The sequence below is a fragment of the Paenibacillus sp. FSL K6-2862 genome, assembly GCF_038005125.1.
Classification (GTDB): Bacteria; Bacillota; Bacilli; order Paenibacillales; family Paenibacillaceae; genus Paenibacillus; species Paenibacillus illinoisensis_A.
The window spans coordinates 3568440-3589315 of the sequence record NZ_JBBOSN010000001.1 but is presented as its reverse complement, the minus strand read 5'-3'; the positions used below and the strand labels follow the sequence as shown (position 1 = coordinate 3589315).

At 45.4% G+C, this 20876-nt stretch carries 9 protein-coding genes; 7 read left to right on the top strand and 2 right to left on the bottom strand.

What is annotated here, in order from left to right; all coding sequences use genetic code 11:
* Positions 1 to 11 precede the first annotated feature (11 nt).
* From MHB82_RS16225 to MHB82_RS16215, 3 genes are all read left to right on the top strand, one after another.
* Entirely contained in the window at positions 12 to 551 is a 540-nt protein-coding gene (locus MHB82_RS16225) for a TlpA family protein disulfide reductase (protein WP_341175280.1), read from the top strand.
* A gap of 255 nt (positions 552 to 806) precedes the next feature.
* Positions 807 to 1646, top strand: a complete 840-nt coding sequence (locus tag MHB82_RS16220) for a sensor histidine kinase (protein WP_341175279.1) — start codon at positions 807 to 809, stop codon at positions 1644 to 1646.
* On the top strand, positions 1643 to 2308 hold the full coding sequence (locus MHB82_RS16215) for a response regulator transcription factor (RefSeq protein WP_341175278.1): 666 nt from the start codon (positions 1643 to 1645) through the stop codon (positions 2306 to 2308). Before MHB82_RS16220 ends, MHB82_RS16215 begins: the two co-directional genes overlap by 4 nt.
* Positions 2309 to 2502: 194 nt before the next feature.
* On the opposite strand, the gene MHB82_RS16210 is transcribed toward MHB82_RS16215, so the two are convergent.
* Entirely contained in the window at positions 2503 to 3867 is a 1365-nt protein-coding gene (locus MHB82_RS16210) for a PepSY-associated TM helix domain-containing protein (protein WP_341175277.1), read from the bottom strand.
* A gap of 277 nt (positions 3868 to 4144) precedes the next feature.
* On the opposite strand from MHB82_RS16210, the gene MHB82_RS16205 reads away from it, so the two are divergent.
* On the top strand, positions 4145 to 6127 hold the full coding sequence (locus MHB82_RS16205) for a glycoside hydrolase family 127 protein (RefSeq protein ID WP_341175276.1): 1983 nt from the start codon (positions 4145 to 4147) through the stop codon (positions 6125 to 6127).
* Positions 6128 to 6273: 146 nt separating this feature from the next.
* On the opposite strand, the gene MHB82_RS16200 is transcribed toward MHB82_RS16205, so the two are convergent.
* Complete coding sequence (locus MHB82_RS16200) at positions 6274 to 7206, bottom strand: helix-turn-helix transcriptional regulator (protein ID WP_341175275.1); 933 nt, start codon at positions 7204 to 7206, stop codon at positions 6274 to 6276.
* Positions 7207 to 7584: 378 nt separating this feature from the next.
* Here MHB82_RS16200 and MHB82_RS16195 point away from each other — a divergent pair, with 378 nt between their 5' ends.
* From MHB82_RS16195 to MHB82_RS16185, 3 genes are all read left to right on the top strand, one after another.
* Positions 7585 to 14901, top strand: coding sequence for a DUF5695 domain-containing protein (locus tag MHB82_RS16195; RefSeq protein WP_341175274.1), 7317 nt, complete (start codon positions 7585 to 7587; stop codon positions 14899 to 14901).
* A 313-nt stretch (positions 14902 to 15214) separates the two neighbouring features.
* The gene (locus MHB82_RS16190) at positions 15215 to 17320 is read left to right on the top strand and encodes a GLUG motif-containing protein (RefSeq protein ID WP_341175273.1); all 2106 of its coding nucleotides are present in this window, start codon (positions 15215 to 15217) and stop codon (positions 17318 to 17320) included.
* Entirely contained in the window at positions 17317 to 20832 is a 3516-nt protein-coding gene (locus MHB82_RS16185; RefSeq protein ID WP_341175272.1) for an S-layer homology domain-containing protein, read from the top strand. Before MHB82_RS16190 ends, MHB82_RS16185 begins: the two co-directional genes overlap by 4 nt.
* Positions 20833 to 20876 lie beyond the last annotated feature (44 nt).

Genomic DNA, 20876 nt, shown 5'->3' with positions numbered 1-20876 from the left:
TTTTTGTTTACATGTCATTCAAGAAGTTGACCTTGCGGCAGTGGCTTACCGCACTTATTGCCATCACCGCGATCATGGTAACGATTGGAGTCATTCTCTATCAAACAGCCGATCCTCAGCAGAAACGGGGAACAAACATTGAAGAGGGAAGGCCGGCACCCGAATTTACTGCCACAGAACTAACAGGTAATCCCATATCGCTCAACCAGTATAGGGGGAAAGTCGTTCTTCTTAATTTTTGGGCATCATGGTGTGCACCGTGCGTAAGAGAAATGCCTTTATTAAATGACATAACGCAACTGTATGCTAAGGATGTACAAGCCATTTTCATCAATGTAGGAGAATCCAAGGGGACCATTAGGGAGTTTATGGAGCAGCATCAATTGGACTTTAACGTGGTTGTCGATGCTACTGGCAAGCTATCGGGAATGTTTAAAGTAACGGGTCTGCCTGCAACCATGATTATTGATCGTGAAGGGAACTTCAATCGAATACTCTGGGGAGAACTCAGTGAAGATATGCCTATCAAACAGTGGTTAGAAGAGCTGTAAACGTATATTCATCTAAAAGAATGGATCACTAACTTAAGACCGTCGGCAATGTTGACGGTTTTTTTTAATTTCTTCTATAAAGCAATGCGGTTTGTTGATTTTTAAAAGTCTCTCTACATGTTCATCATTTGTATACATTTGTAAGGAATCTGATCTGGACATAGCCCTACTGAGCCATTCTGTTATTTCATGATTAAGGTTATGATTTCACCAAATTAGATGGAGAGCTAAATTGAGGATCGTGAGGAATATCTGATGTCATATAAACAGATTAAATGGATGATTTTATTAATACCTACCATAACGGTTGCCCTGTGGGAATATGTAAGACACCAATTTTTCCTGCCGTATATCTCCATGAACTTGGGAAACTGGCTTACACCTGTTCTCGTGTATCTCGTTAGTATTACGTTATTAACCCAGTTATTTCGTATCCTGGAACGAATCCAGAAAGAATTAGAGCAGGAGCGTTCTGCCAAAGTTCAACTTGAGGCGAGAGAACAACTGGCACGAGAGCTTCATGACGGGATAGCGCAATCCCTTTTCCTACTGTCCGTTAAAGCTGAGAAACTCGAGAGTGAACGTTCGTCTGAACAACACCAGCAAAATGTACGATCCATTCGTAAAACGATTCACGAGGTGAACCGCTATGTGAGACAGGCGATTACCAGTCTCCGACTGGAACGGGAGGAGAGTCAGATGGTGAAGTCCAATCCTTCTTCCTTACTTAAGCAGATTCAATTCATGGCCAGAGACTTACGCACTCCAATGGAACTTCAATGGGATCTAAAAGATCAGCAACTGGATGATAAGGAAAAGGTTGAACTGATTGCTTGCATTCGCGAGGCGCTCACAAACATGGACAAGCATGCTTCCGCAACAGCTGCATCCATCAGGGCCGCTGGAATGAGCAATAGCTGGAAGGTAGTAATTAAAGACAATGGAACAGGGTTTACTGGTGATCCATTTGAAAAGGTAAACAAGTTTGGCCTTCGCATTATGAAGGAACGCTGTGAGGAAATGGGTTGGGTGATGAACATGTACCGACAAGAAGCATACACGATCATTGAGATTCGCAAGGGGGCTTACGCGTGACTTTAGCGAAAACAAGGGTACTCATCGTGGATGATCATGAGCATGCGCGAGAAGCCATTGATGTAATCTTAAGTATGGATGAATGTTTTGAAGTCATTGGGGTCGTCACCAATGGTCAAGAGGCCGTGGATTTTATGGAAAAATGGCTCCCAGACCTTATTTTAATGGATATCCAGATGCCGGTTATGGACGGGCTTGAAGCAACAAGTCGAATCAAGCTAATGTTCCCATATGTCAAGATTGTCATGATTACGGTATCTGATGACATGCTGCATTTATTGGAGGCGCTCAAACGAGGAGCTCAAGGGTATTTGCTCAAGAACTTGGAACCTTCGACCTGGCTAGAGTACTTACACTCCATTATCAATGAAGAAGCACCACTATCTCGTGACGTGGCATACCAAATCCTTAAAGAGGTTAATGTATCCGAGCGTAGACAGACAGAAGACAGACTGACAACGAGAGAGTTAGATATTTTGTATGGTGTAGCAGCCGGATGGACGAACAAAGAAATCGCCAGTCAATATGACATTTCTGAGTATACAGTAAAAAATCATATGAAAAACATTTTGCAAAAGTTGCAGCTGCAAAATCGGGTTCAACTCACTCGCTATGCGTTGGAACAAGGGCTTGTTCAAGACATGAGTCGCCGTCCTAAATAAGCATTCCTTTTTCACAGAATGTTTAAAAGGACAATTTCAAGGTGGGTGCAGCTAAAGAGGCAGTACATATTTTTCTGGCCTCAAAAAGAGAAGAAGCTAAGGATGACTTCTCTTTATTAACTACTAATTACTTTAAAAGGAGGGGCCGATAGGCCTCTCCTTAGTTATGTAGAGAAACACAAGCTTCAAGCACTTTATAATGTGGTTCTTATTTGTTTTCTAGTCGAGAAGTAGATAACGGTTTCAATGATAAAGATAATGAGTACAGAAAGGCCGAAAAGAGGCATAAGAATACCCATAATGAGTAACGTGAGCACTGCACCAAGAGACCACTTCTTATTGATTCTCTTAGGTCGATTGAAATCGCCGGGTTTAATTCTTTTCATCCAAGATAGGAATCCCATGGTTATTGCAGCGAGAAAAGCAAGACATACAAGCAGGTTGAGAATTTTATTGGCTGTTCCGAATAAATGGCCTTCGTGTAGCGGGATGCCCCACGTAAACCACTTTCCAATGATCCCGTAGTCTGCGTAATCAATTTGGGCGATCAGTTTACCTGAATATTGATCAAAGTAAGCCGTGGTCTCCTCAGAAGGGCTGACATCAAGACCTGTAACCCCAGTATTACTACCTTTGGAAACCGTGAATACACCTTGCTCATTCGAAGGATATACAATCGAGAAGGGTCGGCTAATGTTTTCTTTTTGCGCATTGTGGATAATCGATTTTAAACTTTGCTGATTAGAACTATTGATTACAACAGTACCTGCCGAGTGATGTTCAGAATGGGGATCATGTTCGGAAGTTGGTTGATTCATGCTTCTGGTCGCCCAGGGAATCTCGTTCACATCGGATTGAGGTGGATTAAGCCGCAACTCTGTTCTCCCTAATTCCGGATGCTCTTGAGCAAACGTACTAATATGGTTGCCCATGAACACGGACCAAGGTATGCCTGTCAGTATGATGATGAACAAGGGAATTGCCGTAACTAACCCCAAGAGAGCATGTACTTTTTGAAGTTTGAAGGAATGGTTTCTCTTACTTTTTCTTTGGGACAGCAGTTTCTTTTTAAATGTCATATAGACGCCTGACACAATTAGAAATATGGTCCAGCAGGCTGTTAGCTCAACTAAATAACGTATAAATGTACTGCCTGTAAAAAGAGAGCTATGGAAATTTCTCATGACATTGGCATAGGTGAATTTGGCATCTTGTTCGGCAACGACCTGATTGTTATGATCCAGAAAAATGTAACGACTATCGCTATCTTCATTGCTGATGGTCACCCTATTATTGTATGGCTCTTCCATAATGCTAATTTTTCCAATATTGAACCCAGCATAATCGGAACTGATTTGTTGAACAGCTTCATCTAAGCTTTGTTTCGTACTTAAGTTGCTCTCTCCATAAAATTCATGTTCATAGATATTTGCTTCTACATTGGTAAAGAAAAGGTACCCGATACCTGATAGGGTTAAGGTAATAAGCAAGGGCGTAATTAGCCAGGCGGCATAAAAATGAAGTCTGCGGAATGGATTAAATGTGTTTTGATTGCTCATAACGTCTCCTCTTATTTTTTATTTTCAATATTTGTAGACCTAACAGATCTATATTAATTGAAAGGGATGAGGAGGGTAATGGCTCGACTGAGCTATCTTTAAGCACCTGACCTCATTGTTCCTTTTCCTTGCCGAGTACCATCTTGAGGAGAAAAGTCTGAACTAGGAAGGCAGTCGTACGAGGTTGTAATTATGTAAAATTCGGTTGGAATCGATGATTTCACCCTGATGTAATGATTTGTAAAATAGGCTTATTAAAGAACAAGGAGAGGTTCACATGACAAAGCCAGACGTCCCGCACCATCCGCAGACATCAGGTTATAGCCATAAAATCAATGATCCATTCTGGTCGCATTATATTGAACTTGTCCGCAACGTGGTTGTTCCTTATCAATGGGAAGCGCTCAATGACCGTATCGAAGGAGCTGAACCAAGCCGGGCTATTCGGAATTTCCGCATTGCTGCAGGGGATGAAGAGGGCGTTCATTATGGCATGGTATTTCAGGATAGTGATGTTGCGAAATGGATTGAAGCAGCTTCGTACCTGCTCTCCGCGAAGCCCGACCCGGAACTGGAAGTCCTCGTAGATTCCGTTATTGAGACCATAGCTCGGGCACAGCAAGCCGATGGTTATTTGAACACGTACTTTACCCTGCGTGAACCTGGGGCGCGCTGGACGAACCTCGCCGAGTGTCATGAACTCTATTGTGCAGGACATATGATTGAGGCTGGTGTGGCGTACTATCATGCCACGGGCAAGCGCACGCTGCTGGATGTGGTTATTCGCCTGGCGGATCATATAGGCACCGTGTTTGGTACAGAGCCGGGACAATTGCCAGGTTATGATGGACATCAGGAGATTGAACTTGCACTCTTCAAATTGTATGAGACGACAAAGGAAGAGAAATATCTGGAACTGAGCCGTTATTTTCTGGATCAGCGGGGAGCGAGTCCGCATTTTTTTGTAGAAGAATGGGAGCAAAGGGGTCATACCATACATTTTGGCGAGTTGGACATGGTTCACCGCCACACGTACTCCCAGTCCCATCTGCCCATTAGAGAGCAGTCGACAGCAGAAGGCCATGCGGTTCGACTGGTTTACATGTGCGCGGCTATGGCTGATGTAGCTGCGAAGACGGAGGATAAACCGCTGAAAGAAGCCTGTGAAAAGTTGTGGAGCAACATTGTAAGCAAGCGAATGTACATTACGGGAAGCATTGGTTCATCAGCCAAGGAAGAAGCATTTACAGGCGATTATGATCTGCCGGGAGATACCGCTTACGCAGAGACCTGTGCCTCAATTGGCCTGATCTTTTGGGCGAAGCGCATGCTGCAGATGGAGCAGGATAGCCGGTACGCAGATGTTATGGAGCGGGCCCTGTACAATACGGTGATTAGTGGAATGTCCCTGGATGGTCAACGTTTCTTCTATGTGAATCCGCTTGAAGTCGATCCGGATATTCAACGTGTGAATCCTAATTATGCCCACGTGCGAACACGCCGGCAAGGGTGGTTTGGTTGTGCCTGCTGTCCGCCGAACATTGCGCGACTAATTGCCTCATTGAATCAATATGTATATACCCCGGCAGTGGAACAGGCTACGTTGTATGTGCAATTGTACATCGGCGGGGAAGGGGAATTCACACTTGAGGGTAGGAGAGCAGCTCTATCCATGGCCTCTGACTATACCTCCACCGGAGAAGTGAAGCTGATCGTTCGACCCGATTCCCCGGAGGGAATGCAATTTACGATAGCTCTGAGAAAGCCGGACTGGTGCAAGATTCCCGAGCTGTGGATTAATGGGGAGAAGACAGAGCAGGATGGGTTCTTTTATGAGTGCGGTTACATAAAGGTGACCCGTACGTGGAGAGCTGGTGATGAGATCAAGCTTCACTTCCCTATGGAGTTGCTTCGGATGAAAGGGCATGATCACATCAAAGCCACTTTTGGAAAAGTAGCCATCCAGCGGGGACCGTTTATGTACTGTCTCGAAGAAGTCGACAATGGCCGCGGATTGCATCGCATTCAGCTGCCCCGGGATGCCGAGTTTCATATCGGTAGCGGGGAACGGATGCCTCTGGGGGTTCCGGCACTTACAACCATCGCGCAGCGAATCGTATCCCAAGAAGACTGGGGAATTCATCTGTATCGCAGTGATGTCCACTGGGATACACAGCCTGCCGAGCTTCGGTTCATTCCTTACTTCACTTGGGCCAATCGGGATGAAGGAGAAATGAGCGTTTGGATTCGGGAGAGCTAATAAGAAGAAGTCTACTAGTGCTGCTGTAAAAAGGTAGGCAAAAAGGAAAGCGCCCGATAGACCCAGAATGCGCGCTGCAGGATAACGCGAACTTTGGTGAGCGGACACTTCTTATTTTTCATGGCATCAGTTCTGAATGAGTCAGTTTATTTATCTGAGTTGGTAAACTTGCTGCGGAAGTTGGAAGGAGAGATGCCCTCTTTTCTCGAGAAACAGGAAGAGAAGTAGGATACATGATTGAAGCCGATCTCTTCGGCGATGCGAGCAATGGACCAAGCGGTTTGCAGCAGCAGCTTTTTGGCCTGTTCAATTCTGTAATGCAGCAGATATTCCATGGGGGTCATGCCATACACTTTCAGCATGCTGCGTGCGAGATAGTTTGGATGGTAGTTGAGTTCCTTTTGCAGCATCGGATTGGAGATCGGTAGCGGGTAATTGTGGCGGATGTAGAGTTCAACTTTCTCGGCAATCCGGATGGCAGCAACGTCGGACAGTGAAGACAGCCCAAGGTCCAGATGCTGCATAAATTGCTGGAAGGTCGCCTGTCGTTTCCAATTGCGCATGGACTGAGGCTCCTGATCAAGCTGAGAGAAATGCTCCAGCAGTTCCATATCTTTGGATGCAATGTGCAAATGTTTGGGAATGAAAATGGAACAGACATCACAGTGGTTCAGATATGCGCTCACCTTATGTGTCTCAATTAATTCGGCTTGATTGGCGAGGCATTCGTCCATGTTGGCAGACTCTCTCCAGCTGCCATAGGTTTGAAAATGAATCCAGATCATTTCCGTTTCCGCCTTACAGGCTGCGCTGCCGTAGTGGTGTCCATCCGGCTTAAGGATCAGTGCTTCTCCTTGGTTCAGAAGCCATTCTGTCCCGTTCTCGTTAATGGCAAGCGAACCGCGTGTAACGACAATTAGATCAAAGACACCGATGTCACTGCGGCTAATGTGATATTCACCGGCTTCGTAACAAGCACGTCCGCAATCAATAAAATAGGGAATGGGCGGGGTGATGAAATGAAGGATGGGCGAGTCCAATTCGGCACCTCCGAACAGGTTGAAATATTTAAAATTCATGTTGGCATCAAGCATTTATTTTTTATGATACAGCAAGTAACATAGAAAATAAAGCGCTTACGAAGTTCAGTTTTTTTACTCTGAACGGATTCAGGTTTACATCCTAATCTTCACTCTCGTGCTGGTTGTGATGATGATTCCAATGGAAATTATTATCCTGCCCCTGTATGTCTACATGAAGTAAGCTCCACGAAAGTGGAGTAACGGTTATAGGATTAGATTATCTTAACAATCGACTTAGACATTCTACTTTAGACGAAAGAATGAACGTCATTTTCGATGGATCGGTCAAAGGTATTTCGTAGAAGAAACTATACTTACCGGTATAAGAGAATTAAACCTTTAATGGATATGAACACATGTATACAGGAGGTTATAATGACAATGATTTCGAAGAAGTGGAAGCCGCTGATGATCGCGCTGCTCCTGGCTATCCCAAGTCTACCGTTGCAGGTTAGCGCATTGCCTGAGGTCACGGCGGCTGCAGTAGGAACCGATATCTCCAATGCCAGCCTGTCGGCCAAAGTCGGTGATTTAGGCCAGATTGAAGAGCTCTTTATCAACAACAATCCTACGAATAAACAAGGGAAGCCAATTAATTTCGTCCTACCTAACACGACATCGCCGCAGAATGGTACCGAGCACCAGTGGATGGGTGAAATGATTTTCTCTTACCGTACAGGCGCCAATGGACAATTCCCTGACAACAGGGACGGCTTTGTAGAAGTTGATACCAATAAAACATTGGCTGCCGGGGGATCTACACAAGTTTCGACCATTAATCCGGATAACCCTTATATGAACAAGACCTCATCAGCAGACGGCAAGAAGGTAGAAGTCAACTTTATTGGACAGAACCTAAATTCTACAGACCCGCGGGTAATGAAGGGCTTCGATGTGAAATCCGTTTTTGATATGGAGACCGATGACGGTTCAATGCTTTGGGAAATTACGGTGAAGAACAAAAGTAATCAGTATATCGAATTCGGGGATATCGGCTTACCGATGCCTTGGAACAACAAATACCAGACCTTATCCGATACCTATGATGACCGTGTGACGGTGCATAATTTCGCAGGTGCTGACAGTGGATATTCTTATGCCATCCGCACCAGTGGTGAGGGGAACTTTATGCTCTTCACTCCGGTGCCGGAGAGCGGCGCTCGAATCGAGTATGTGGATTATTGGATGCATGAAGCAGGAGAGGTGCGTGCTGCAGATACTTTTAAGAACTGGACAGGGGACAGTGGCGGCTGGTATCCGGGGCTGAACGTACTCTATATCCATTCCAAAGATATCCAAAAAACGGGACGCGGATACTTTACCGATGCTTCCAGCCTCGTATTAGGACCGGATGAGTCCAAGACGTATAAGTTCAAATTCTCAGCAGTCCGTGGAGGAGACAACACGTCGCAGGAAAGTGCCGAAAGCCCAAATAACAGTTCGACCTCGATGGAAGACCGTGAAGCCAATCTCCGGTCCATCCTATATAAATCAGGCATGATTGATGCCGTAGCGGTGCCGGGCTTCCAGACAGCGATCAATATGCCTGTCAAGCTAGGCTTGCACTACGACGACAGTATCGTTGATGTACAATCCATCGATATTCAAAATGTGGCAGAGAATGATCCGTTCGACGAAGCGCATATTCCGGATATCAAGCCTGGGAAGAGCAGAAAGGAAATGGTTGACAACTCACGGGCCGGACGTGGACTGCCTGACGGGAACCCTGGCTACAACGAATCGGTTGAGTTTGTGGAGACCAAGATCGTAAATGGTGAACAGCATCATATCTATTCGCTTCAGTTTGATTCGATCGGCAATAACAGTGTGCGTATCGAATATAAGCTGAAGGACGGCAACGAATGGGTGGATAAATTTACTCAATTTGAATTCAATGTTCTGGCCGAGCTGGATGCAATCTCGGATGCCCATTCTGAATTCATGGTCCAGCAAACTCAGGATAAGAATCCGGAAAGTCCAACTTATGGTAACTATTTCGACTGGTATCTTACAAGCGGCATGGATCTCAACACAAGCCATTGGGGGGATGACTGGAGCCATGACAACATCAACTTCATGACGATGAAGAACTATCTGGCTCCAAGTCCCGATGAAATTCGCTCTATCGAGACATACCTGATCGACTTCATGTGGGAACGATACATGAAGAATACTCAGGATAGCTACATCCTTGCGAACTGGCTAAAAGACTCTGGAGCGTACACCGACAAAGATAAACCTTATACACGTACCTTCTCCGAAATCATGGAAGCTACCGGATTTTTCAACATGTACCGGATTCAGAAGGCTTATCCTAATCTGATCGAGTACCGGGAATCGCCTCAGTTTTATCTGGAAAAAGCATATAACATCTACGATAAGCGTGTTTCCACCGAAGCCATTGGGTTCTATGGCGAGCAGCAAATCCCGGATATGATTGAAGCACTGAAGGAAGAGGGAATGCAGACCGAGTCAGCCAATCTGCAGAAGAAATTCGCTCTCGACAAGGGACGGAATATGACAAGAGCATCTTATCCTTACGGCTCGGAATTTGAATATGATAATACTGGCGAAGAAGGGGCTTATGCCGCAGCGAAGGCGCTGCGCACCTACTATCCTACAGACGCACTTACAGGTGCAGCTGAGAGAAGTATGGAAATGGCCGATTGGAAAACACGTGCCATGCGCGGAATTCAGCCTACCTGGTTCCATTATTCCGTGCCCGTTTTCCGCGGCGGTGAAGGCTGGTGGAATTTCCAATATACTGCGTCTTTAGCAGGATACATTATGGATGACTGGCTTAGGTATGAGAATGATGGCAGATCGGTGGAGCAGAAGGCAATTGCACAGCAGCGCAATTATGCCGCGAAGATTTCGAACTTTAACGCCGTCAATATGGGACAGATTTCGGCTAATTCAGTTGGCAGCACCTCTTGGAGATATTCGATGTATAAAGGAGGCACAGGTACGAAGGACGTATACGATGGCGGCTCACGCGTCATGAGTAACGGCTGGAATGATTTTTCGGGCGAATCGGAAGAAGGCCTCTATGGTTCCCTTCTCAGCATCAGCTCCGATATAGCTACAGATCCGATATTCGGGCTGTTCGGTTATGGAGCGTTGGTAACTGACGAAGGAGATAGCTACAACATCACGCCGAAAGACGGTTTCGGCAAACGGATCAATCTGATCGATGAGAAAATCTATTTGGAGCTAGAAAGCGATAAAGTAGAAAGCGCGCAAATTCAAAAAGATGGTAAGGGTTTTGCACTTCAGCTCCTGAATCCATCAGGGAAAGAGCATACTTCACGGATATTGTTCGATGGAGTGGGGATGGAGAATGGATACTATACCATGAAGCTGAATGGTGCAGCTGCCGGACAGTTCTATGTTCAGAACAATGAAGGCGTTGCCATGTTTCAGATGGGTAGCGTACAGCGTGCTGAATTGATCATTGAAAAGTCAGCCGGCGGTGAAAATGAAGCTCCGCAAATTACTGTTGAGCTGGCGACACAACATCCACAGGCGTTGATTCCATTGATGCTGAATGGGATTGTAACCGATGATGGCGCGCCGGAAGGGACTCTGTCTTACCAATGGGAAGTGGTCAGCGCCCCGGAAGGCGGCAAGCTAACTTTTACTCATCCGAAAGCAAGCATTACACAGGCTGCGGGTACCAAAGCAGGCTCATATACGGTTAAGCTTAGTGCAAGTGATGGACAACTGACTGGCTCCAGCCAGGCGACTTTCGAGCTTGCTTCACCACCGGAGAAACAGCCTCCAGCTATTGGTCAAGTGACTGCGGTTCAGGATGTTGCCAATAACAGTATCGTGGTATTGTCCGGGGAAGCCATTCCTGACCCTGTGCATAGCGAGGCAGAAGAACCCCAGTTGAAGTACACTTGGGCCGTCAAGCATAAGCCTGAAGGTTCAGCGGACATTTCATTTGTGGATGATGACAAAGCAGTGGCCTATGCGCGTGTTAGCATGGCAGGCGCCTACACGTTTACCTTCAGTGCGGCAGATGGAGATAAGAAGTCCAGCAAAGATGTAACGATAGAGATCAAGGAAGATACCGTTGACGTTTACCGGGCACTCAGCGTTGTCACCAAGAAGGATATTGAACCAGAACTTCCTAGTCAAATCTATATTTTGTCAGAGGAAGGGTATCTAGAGCAGGAAATCACTTGGGATGCTATTGATCCAAGCTTCTATGCTAGCGTAGGTCAATTTGAAGCCAGAGGAAAAGTCAATGGTAGTGCTTTGGAAGTATGGGCTACCGTACATGTCGTGAATACTGAGCTGCAAAATGCGGCGCTGACAGCCAAGGCTTCCGCTAGCTTCTCTGGTGGCGACGGTTATCCGGAAGCGATGAATAACGGCATTGAACCTAAAAGCTCGGCAGATTTCTCTCCGAACCGAGGTGCCCCCAACAGTGCATGGCATAACTGGGGTAGAGAAGGAGATCCTGCATGGGTGACGTATGAATGGGATCAGCCATTCCTGGCCTCATCCATGGATGTATATGTATTTCAAGACAACGGCGGGAACTTCCGTCCGAAGGATATGCAGCTTATGCTTCGCGGCGAAGATGGGAAATGGTACACCCCGCGGGACATTAAGGGATTGGGCAATGAACTTAATAAATACAATACAACGACCTTTGAGCCCGCCTATATTACAGGTGTTCGTATGGACATGAAGCCTTCCGTTAATGGCAGTGGTATTCTGGAATGGAAGGTATACGGCTATACCGGAGCGGTAGATAAGACAGAACTGGTCAAGGTCTATAACTATGTAAATACATTAAATGCTTCGAACCTTGCAGATTCAGGTCTTGCGCCAATCGAAGCGGCGAAGACAGAAGCATCTGCTGTGATCAAGAATATGAATGCCACAGACGAGGAAATTGCTCTGGCGCTCGAGAAGTTGCTGACGGATTTGCGTCTGCTGAGTCCGAATGACGGCAATATGGCTTTCCTCGCGAATGCTTCTTCCAGCTACACCTCACCTTGGGAGAGTCTGGCGGCAGTGAATGACGGAAGGAAGGATAGCAACAACATCTCGCACTGGGGAACCTGGGGCCATGAGGGCGCAGAGGAGTGGGTACAATATGAATGGCCGCAGGGTGCATCTATCCGGAGTTCCAATCTGGTGCTGTGGTCAGATGGCGGCGGAATCAAGAAGCCTACCCAAATTGTATATTCCTACATCCCGGCGGATAGCGCAACTGATGAATGGGTAACAGCGGGAACGGTTACGGAGGGAATCAAAGTGGTTGAACATACTCCAGCGGAATCCTCCAATCCGTACACGTTTGACTCGGTGCTGAATGTAAAGGCAGTGCGAGTAACCCTGACCAAGCAATCGCGGGCAGGAGATAACGGTGTAGGCCTATGGGAATGGGAAGTCCACCAGGCCATATCCAGTCCTGATCGTGAGGCTCCAGTAACACCGGCTGGTGTGGCACCGTCCATTCCTGATGGAGATGACGGCAAACTGATCGGTGTGACAACAGAAATGGAGTATAAGAAGGAAGGCGAAGAAGAATATATTGCAATTGCAGGAATTGAGGTCACAGGTCTCACCGCCGGTAAATATTATGTCCGGTATATGAAGACCGGTTCCCTGAGCGCCAGCCTGGATAAGGAAGTCGTTATTCCGGAAGGGCAGGCCCAGGAGCAGGCTGCACCCGATGCGAGTGGGTGGGTAATCTCACACGCCAATTCGGATACCGACATAAAAGGCATAATTGAGGGCTTGAATGATACGATGGAATACCGGAAGCTGGGCGAAGAGGACTACACGCCTGTTACAGGTTCAAGTATCAACGATCTGGAGCCTGGCAGCTATCAGATCCGGTATGCAGCCACAGACAGCCTAAAGGCAAGTCCGCCGGTAACCGTGGACATTCGCAATGAAGCCAAGGCAGACAGAGAGGCACCAACAGCGGAAGGACTTGTCATTACACCGCCTACAGCAGCAGGCGGGAATGATGGCAGAATTGAAAATGTGACTGCCGAAATGGAGTACCGGAAAGCGGATCATGGTAGTTACATGCCGGTTAGTGGAACCAGCATTGAAGACCTCGAGGCCGGCAGCTACGAGCTCCGGTACGCCGGAACGGATTTGAGCAATCCAAGTCCTGCTATCCTGATCGTTGTGCCTGACGGAACCAAGCAGGTGCAAAGTCCGCCGTCCAGTGCAGAGGTTAAGGCTGTAAATGTTAGTGCGGCTGGGGCCAAGGATGGTAAGATCACTGGTGTAAGTCCTGTAATGGAATACCGGCAAGTGGGAGTGGACGCTGGCAGCTGGAATGCGATCACAGGCACAGAGGTTATAGGTCTTGGTAACGGAATCTACGAAGTAAGATATAAAGAAACGGCAACTCATTATGCGAGCCAATCCCTTACTGTCGTTATCAGCAATCCAGTCATCAATCCGAAGCCTACTGAAACACCGCCGTCAACGGATGCACCTGTGTCAGTGACCACACCTTCACCGGCTCCTGAAAACATCAAAGTCGAAGGGAATTTAATTAAGATTGTGGCACCAAAGACGGATCCCAAAACCGGTAAAGCTAAAGGAGCACCCATCCGGCAGGAAGATCTAAATAAGGCTCTGGAGCATGTAAAGGCGAATAGCAGTAATATTAAAACAATCATGGTGGACATTCCGAAAGCAGAGGGAGCCAATTCCTATGCGGTTGAGCTTCCTGCAACTGCACTAACCGCAGAGCAGGCCAACATCATGATCGAGATTAATACGGAATTTGGAACCGTTGCAGTACCTTCTAATTTGCTGAAGTATGTATCAGGTGCCAAAAATGTGGAACTGTCACTGAGCCGGTTAGATACTGTAAAGCTTCATTCAGATGTAAAATCCGTAACAACCAGCAGACCTATTATTGCATTCACTGTTCTATTAGATGGCGAAGAGGTGGTAGCCTTGAATGAACCGGCCGAAATCAGACTGCCTTATACTCCTGATGTTGAAGAATTGGCCAATTCAAAATACCTTACCGTTTCGTACGTGGCTGCAAATAGTACATTTGTTCAGCTACTGAACGGCAAATACGACAGTGCTCTACAAGCCATGGTTTTTCCAGCGGCAAACACAGGTCAATATGCAGTTGTTTATACGAAGAAGTTCTTCAATGATGTCATCAAGGATTCGTGGTACGCACCAGCGGTTGAAACCATGGCGTCCAAAGGATTCATCGACGGGACATCAGCAATAAGCTTTAGTCCCGGGCAAAAGGTTACAAGAGGTGAGTATCTAGCTTGGTTGGTAAGGACACTGGATCTCAAAGCAGAGTTCAACACCACCTTCAGTGATATGAAGCAAACAGACCTCTATTATGAGGAAATCGGAATCGCCAAAGCACTCGGGATCGCCCTGGGCTCGAACGGCAGCTTCTATCCGGAAACGGAAATTGCTAGACAAGATTTGGCTGTGCTGACCATGCGGGCTTTGCGGGCAGTGGGCAAATCCGAGCAGACCCGCACAGCTGAGGATCTCAAGAGATTCACAGATGCGGCAAATGTAGCAAAGTACGCAGTTGATGACATGGCTGCAATGGTTAAAATGGGTTTCATAAACGGGCGAAGCAATGTCATCTTGAGTCCTGCTGGAACGACAACCAGAGCAGAAGCTGCTCAGGTTCTGTATAAGATTTTCTTGCAATTATAATTAAAGAAACCGACCTTGATCCTGTTTTATGCAGGACCAAGGTCGGTTTCTTTTTCAGGTAATGCTTCAAGCATGATGCGGAGCCCAATGTTAATATAAAAAACTGTATAAACTTTATTATTGAAATATATAATATGTGCTCATATTAACTGACTTTCCTACCGATAAACATGGATGGAATGTTAACAGATGGTAAAAATCAGGTTCTCATTCTAGCATGTAGTCAGCAATTTGAGCGGAGGTGGCTTGGGTATCTTGCAAAAGGATACCAATTTTGTGTGGTAAATGAAGAGCAAAGAGGAGAGCAATATGAATGATTAGAAAAATCACAAGAAAAATATCCATTTTTCTTACTGTTGTACTTGTAATGGGTGTAATGCTTTCTTCCTTCGTGTGGTTGTCGAATGAAGTGGAGGCAGCATCTTCAGGTTCCGGTACAGCATCAGACCCTTATATCATTACAACGGCTACACAACTCAATGATATACGTAAATCGATGAGATCTTACTATAAACTGGGTAAAGATATTGACCTATCAAGCTATTCCGATTGGACACCGATTGGAACAAAAAGTGCTGTTTTTAGCGGTGGATTAGATGGAGATGGTCATACGATCAATGGATTAACCATTAATCGTTCTTATCTATCCGATGTCGGCTTGTTTGGATATGTTGAATCTGCTCAAATTCGCAATGTCCATCTAACTGGAGTAAACATAGTTGGATATGATTATGTTGGTAGTTTAGTAGGTAGAATCAATTTTGGAAAAATAGAAAATAGTAGTGCAAGCGGCACAGTAAAAGGATATCGCCAAACCGGAGGGCTGGTAGGGGAAGTGGCTTACTCCTCAGCTGTTGTTAATGGGAGTTCGGCAAACGTAACGGTTGACGGATACCAGAACTTGGGCGGTTTAATTGGTAAATACAGCAGCTGGACAGCCATGGCTGACAACTCTTCTAGCGGTAATGTCACAGGTACTGGTGGCAATCTTGGAGGCTTAATTGGTTATATCGATTGGGGCGGCGGTGTCACGAACAGCCATGCTAGCGGTGATATACGAGGCACCAATCTGAATAGCTCTTCTCTTGGCGGTTTGATTGGTGGAAGTAATTCGAACCTTATAGAGTACAGTTATGCAACGGGCAATGTGTTCTCAATAGAAGGGACAAACCTCGGTGGTCTTATTGGCTCTGGAGGCGGAAATATCGAGCAGAGTTATGCCACGGGAAATATCACTTCTGAAGGAGGGCGCTTTCCTGAAATTGGTGGATTAGTCGGTAGATCTGACTTTGGAAAAATTTTAAATAGTTACGCCACTGGACAAATAACAGGAAACGCGAATAGCACGCTATTTGGTGGTTTAGTAGGTAGTTTTTATCAAGGCGATATAGTGAATAGTTATGCAGCTGTTCAAGTGCCCACAACCGGAAGTAATAATGGCGGACTGTTGGGTACCGAAGGCTACGGGATCATCACGAACAGTTACTACGACACAGAAGTAGCTAATCAATCCGACACTGGAAAGGGCGAACCGAAGACTACAGCAGAGATGAAAAGCAAAACAACCTTTGTTGATTGGGACTTTAATTCGATATGGATGATTAATGAAGGTGACGATTATCCGCGACTTCGTCCATATGTGAAGTCCTACTCCGTCTTATATGATAGTAATGGAGGAACGATGGGCACTGTTCCTGTCGACAGTAATCGTTATCCGGAAGGCCATGTTGTCACTGTATTACATAATACGGGGAATATGGAGCGTGAAGGCTATCGATTTATGGGTTGGAGTACCGATGCACTAGGTAATGGCGGTGTTTACAAAGGGGCAGATACCTTCATCATGGGCACTGCTGAAGTGAAACTTTATGCACAGTGGGCTGCATTGACCTATAAGATCAGCTCAATGGAAGATGAAACACTTTCGAACTTATTAGAAGGATACTTACCTGGTACCCAAGAAACGAAGACGATTCCCATTACCCGTACAGGTACAGGAGATTTGACGAATGTAACTGTGTTAATAAGTGGAGATCAAGCTATTCATTTCGTAATCACTGGGCCATCTGTAACAACGCTGGATGACGGAACGCTCGCGACCTCGTTTACAGTAAGGGTAAAAGATCATTTGCCATCTGGAACGTACAGTGGAACAGTTACCGTTAGTGCAGATCACATGGCCGATACCACCTTTATGGTTAAACAAACGGTGAATGCTAAACAGATACTAAAAGGTGACGCAAACGGTGATGGCCTAATCACTCCCGCAGATGCTCTGATGATTACGCAACATATGAAAGGAAAGATTACCTTGACAGCTGATCAATTCAAAGCGTTAGACATGGACAATAACGGGATTTTGGATAATGTGGATGTACAAATGATTATGGCGATTTACTTAGGAGGAACCGGAAAATGATACAGCGCCTTCATGGTAGCGCGTTAGGTAAGATAGTTTCGTTATTTACGATCGTATGCTTACTTCTCGTTCCTTTCCGATCTGTTGTTGAAGCCGCTGCTTCAACTACCCCTTCGCTAGCTGTTGAGGTGGACGGAACTTCTTATGCTCCTGGCGATATGGTTACAGTCAGGGTAACGGTAGATCCTGGTGATGAAGATTTGATTGCATATGATACTAATGTAAATTACGATGAAAACCGTCTTCAGCTCGTTACCGTAACAGATAAAGCGAGAGCTCTAAAATTTACTAAAGATGATAGTTCATTGGGACGGATTATTGTTTCTGCAGCCTACTTTGGAGATCTTTCCTTCATCTCAAGTAAGCAAGAAGTGTTTGATATTCAATTTAAGATAAAAGAAAAAGCGGGATCAGGTGACGCCAAAATACAGATCGAATCCGGTCATTATAGTGATGACGATCAAACTTGGACGGATTTTGCATCGCTAACCTCTGGGAGCGTAAGGGTTCAGGAAGTTATTCATGTTAAAGTTGGCACGGTAACTGGAGCACCGGGTGAGACCGTTGAAGTGCCAGTTTCCATTCTCGAAGCTAATGGATCAACCGCAGCTTATGGGATGCAGCTTGATTTTGATTCCAATGCACTTGCGGTCGAGAAAATCACCGGCTTGTCTGGAGATACGTTCTCCACTTTACAGAACGACCTGGAAGGCTGGTTAAAGGTTTGCTGGGTTGATGCAGAGGGTGGTGATCATGCTTTAAAAGAAGGGGACACTTTGTTCAAGATCTCTTTTAAGATTAAAGAGAATGCCGCTGCAGGCGATGTGCCTATTACAGTAAGCAATCAAGAGGATCCTGGACATCTCACTTTTACTAATGTGCAACTGGAAGAAATGAAGAAAACGGTTATTGACGGAAAAGTGACCATCAACGCAGCACTCACCAATGCTGAGGCACCTTCAATAACCACACAACCAATAGACCGGACAGTAAATGTTGGAGATTCGGCAGAATTAAACATCTCAGCGAATGCAAGTGGTACGGTGAGTTACCAGTGGTACAGCAATGATACAAACCTTACTCATGGTGCAACGATGCTGGTAGGCGAGACAAGTAACACGCTTACAGTACCGACGATGATGGCTGGAACTACGTATTACTTCGCCGTGGTAACCAATACGGATAGCACCAAAACGGGGCAGATCGTGGCAACACAGACGAGCTCTATCGCCAAGGTAACGGTTGATGATTTGACAGATGCAGAGGCACCCACGCTTAACACAGAGCCAACGGATCAAACGGTAAGCATCAATGAGCCTGTAGTATTGAAAGTAGATGCGGTAGGAAGCGGTTCAATAAGTTATCAGTGGTACCAAAGCGAAGATTCTTCCGAAATAGGTGGGATGGCTCTAACGGGTGAAACGGGAAGCACGCTTGTAGTCCCCACATTTGAACTTGGAACGACATACTACTACGTAGTAGTCACCAACGTTGACTCTTCAAAAACGGGAATGAATGCATCTAGCGTGACTAGCCGTGTTGCAAAAGTAGTCGTTAATGAACTAAGCAACGCACCAGCACCACTTATTCTTCTTGAATCTAGCGATCAAAACGTCAATGTTAATGATCCAGTCAACCTAATGGTGAATGCTAACGGGACTGGGCTGCTCAGCTATCAGTGGTATGAAAATGATTCAAATAGTACCGTTGAGGGAACTCCAATTTTCGGGGCAACTCAAGATAACTACACTGTTTCGACCGAACAACCCAGTACATCATATTATTACGTCACTGTAACGAATACAGACGATAGTCAAACAGGTAATAAGACTTCAACAGCAACCAGTCGTCCTATCAAGGTCACGATCTCTGCTCTAACTGCTCCAGAAGACAATCATTTGCCTATCGCTACAGATGATGTCCTGCCTTCTATACCGAAAGGGAAAGATAAGGTCACCATATTATTTACAGATCTTACAGGTAATGATTCCGTTGGAAGTCCAAACGAACAGGTTACACAGACCCTTACTATTACTAATGTAAGTGAACTAGTGGGTGGAACAGCTTCCATTAGAGAAGGATATATTGAATTTATTCCTGACCCTGGTTTTACAGGTTTAGCTAAGTTCAAGTATACCGTTTCAGATGGATTTAATAGTGCAACAGCTGAAGTTACTTTTGAGATTAATGATCTTTCTCCATCCATTAGTCTATTGGGAGACACAACAATATATCTGCTCAAAGGCCAGCAGTTCATTGAACCTGGATATAGCGCAGCAAATGTGGAAGGTCAAGATCTCACTGAGAATGTGATCGTAACACGTACCGAGGCAGAAACAGAATATGGAACATACCAAATCAAGTATAACGTTTCTGATTCTGAGAACCGCGCTTCTCAAGAAAAAACACGTACCATATATGTTGTATCCAATTATTTAACTGAGCTTAAGGCAGGTACAAAAAATCTCAGTCCATCTTTCTCATCTGCAGAAGAAAACTACAGTATAACTGTCAACAATAATGTGTCGACTTTACCTATTACAGCTGCGCTTGAAGATACACATGCAACCTTGACGATTGACGGGCAGATAGTGAACTCTGGTGTTGCAAAACCAGTGGAACTTAGTGTAGGTAAAAACACCGTAACTGTTGTAGTCACGACCCATGGTGGTTTGACAAAGACTTATACATTAACGATAACTCGGCAGGTAGCAACAACTCCAACCAATCCTGGGAACACAGGTGGAAATAGCAGTGGTGGTAGTACTAGTAGCGGGAATACGAAACCAAGTACTCCTGTTCCTACAACACCAGTAACAGAAGATCCAGGGACCACGAGTCCAGCGTCAAATAATAATGATATATTTAGACCTGAAGTGGTAGAGGCAGACAGTAATGTGGTGTCGAACATCAGTTCAATGGTCCAAAAGTACGCTACACATCCAGAAGGGAAATCCGGTATGGTGGATATTCAAGGTCATTGGGGTGAAAAAACACTTACGATCTTCTCTAAATTAGGAGTATTGAAAGGTTACGAAGATGGTACATCAAAACCAAACAATAGCATTACTCGCGGCGAGTTTGCTGCACTAATCGATCGAATCTTTGTAGTAACAGCAGGAACAAATACAGAACACTTGAAAGATCTTAATGGATATTGGGGATCAGAAAATATTCATAAATTAACTTCTGCAGGTGTATTGAAAGGATATGGAGATGATACGTTTAGACCAAACAATACAATCTCACGTCAAGAGATGGTGGTCATTTTGTCTCGTGTCGTAAACATGAGTTTGGTTAAAAGTAACCCATCTTCTGTAGAATTTAAAGATATTGATGTATCCTATGCAGCTAACGAAATTAAAAAAGCCGCTGAGATTGGTATCATTGAAGGTAAGGAATTCGGGGTGTTTGATCCTAAAGGTAAGGCTACTCGGACTGAAGCACTTCAAATCATCCTCAACACGCTAAATTTGCATTCAGAGATTAAAGAACTGCTAGAATCCTTATAAAAAAAGAAATGAAGAAAGGCTTGGGTGAAAATTGCCCAAGCCTT

Coding starts and splice junctions, on each gene's coding strand:
- MHB82_RS16190 (WP_341175273.1), top strand. CDS start 15,215: ATGATTAGAAAAATCACAAGAAAAATATCCATTTTTCTTACTGTTGTA.
- MHB82_RS16185 (WP_341175272.1), top strand. CDS start 17,317: ATGATACAGCGCCTTCATGGTAGCGCGTTAGGTAAGATAGTTTCGTTA.
- MHB82_RS16210 (WP_341175277.1), bottom strand. CDS start 3,867: ATGAGCAATCAAAACACATTTAATCCATTCCGCAGACTTCATTTTTAT.
- MHB82_RS16225 (WP_341175280.1), top strand. CDS start 12: ATGTCATTCAAGAAGTTGACCTTGCGGCAGTGGCTTACCGCACTTATT.
- MHB82_RS16200 (WP_341175275.1), bottom strand. CDS start 7,206: ATGAATTTTAAATATTTCAACCTGTTCGGAGGTGCCGAATTGGACTCG.
- MHB82_RS16205 (WP_341175276.1), top strand. CDS start 4,145: ATGACAAAGCCAGACGTCCCGCACCATCCGCAGACATCAGGTTATAGC.
- MHB82_RS16195 (WP_341175274.1), top strand. CDS start 7,585: ATGACAATGATTTCGAAGAAGTGGAAGCCGCTGATGATCGCGCTGCTC.
- MHB82_RS16220 (WP_341175279.1), top strand. CDS start 807: ATGTCATATAAACAGATTAAATGGATGATTTTATTAATACCTACCATA.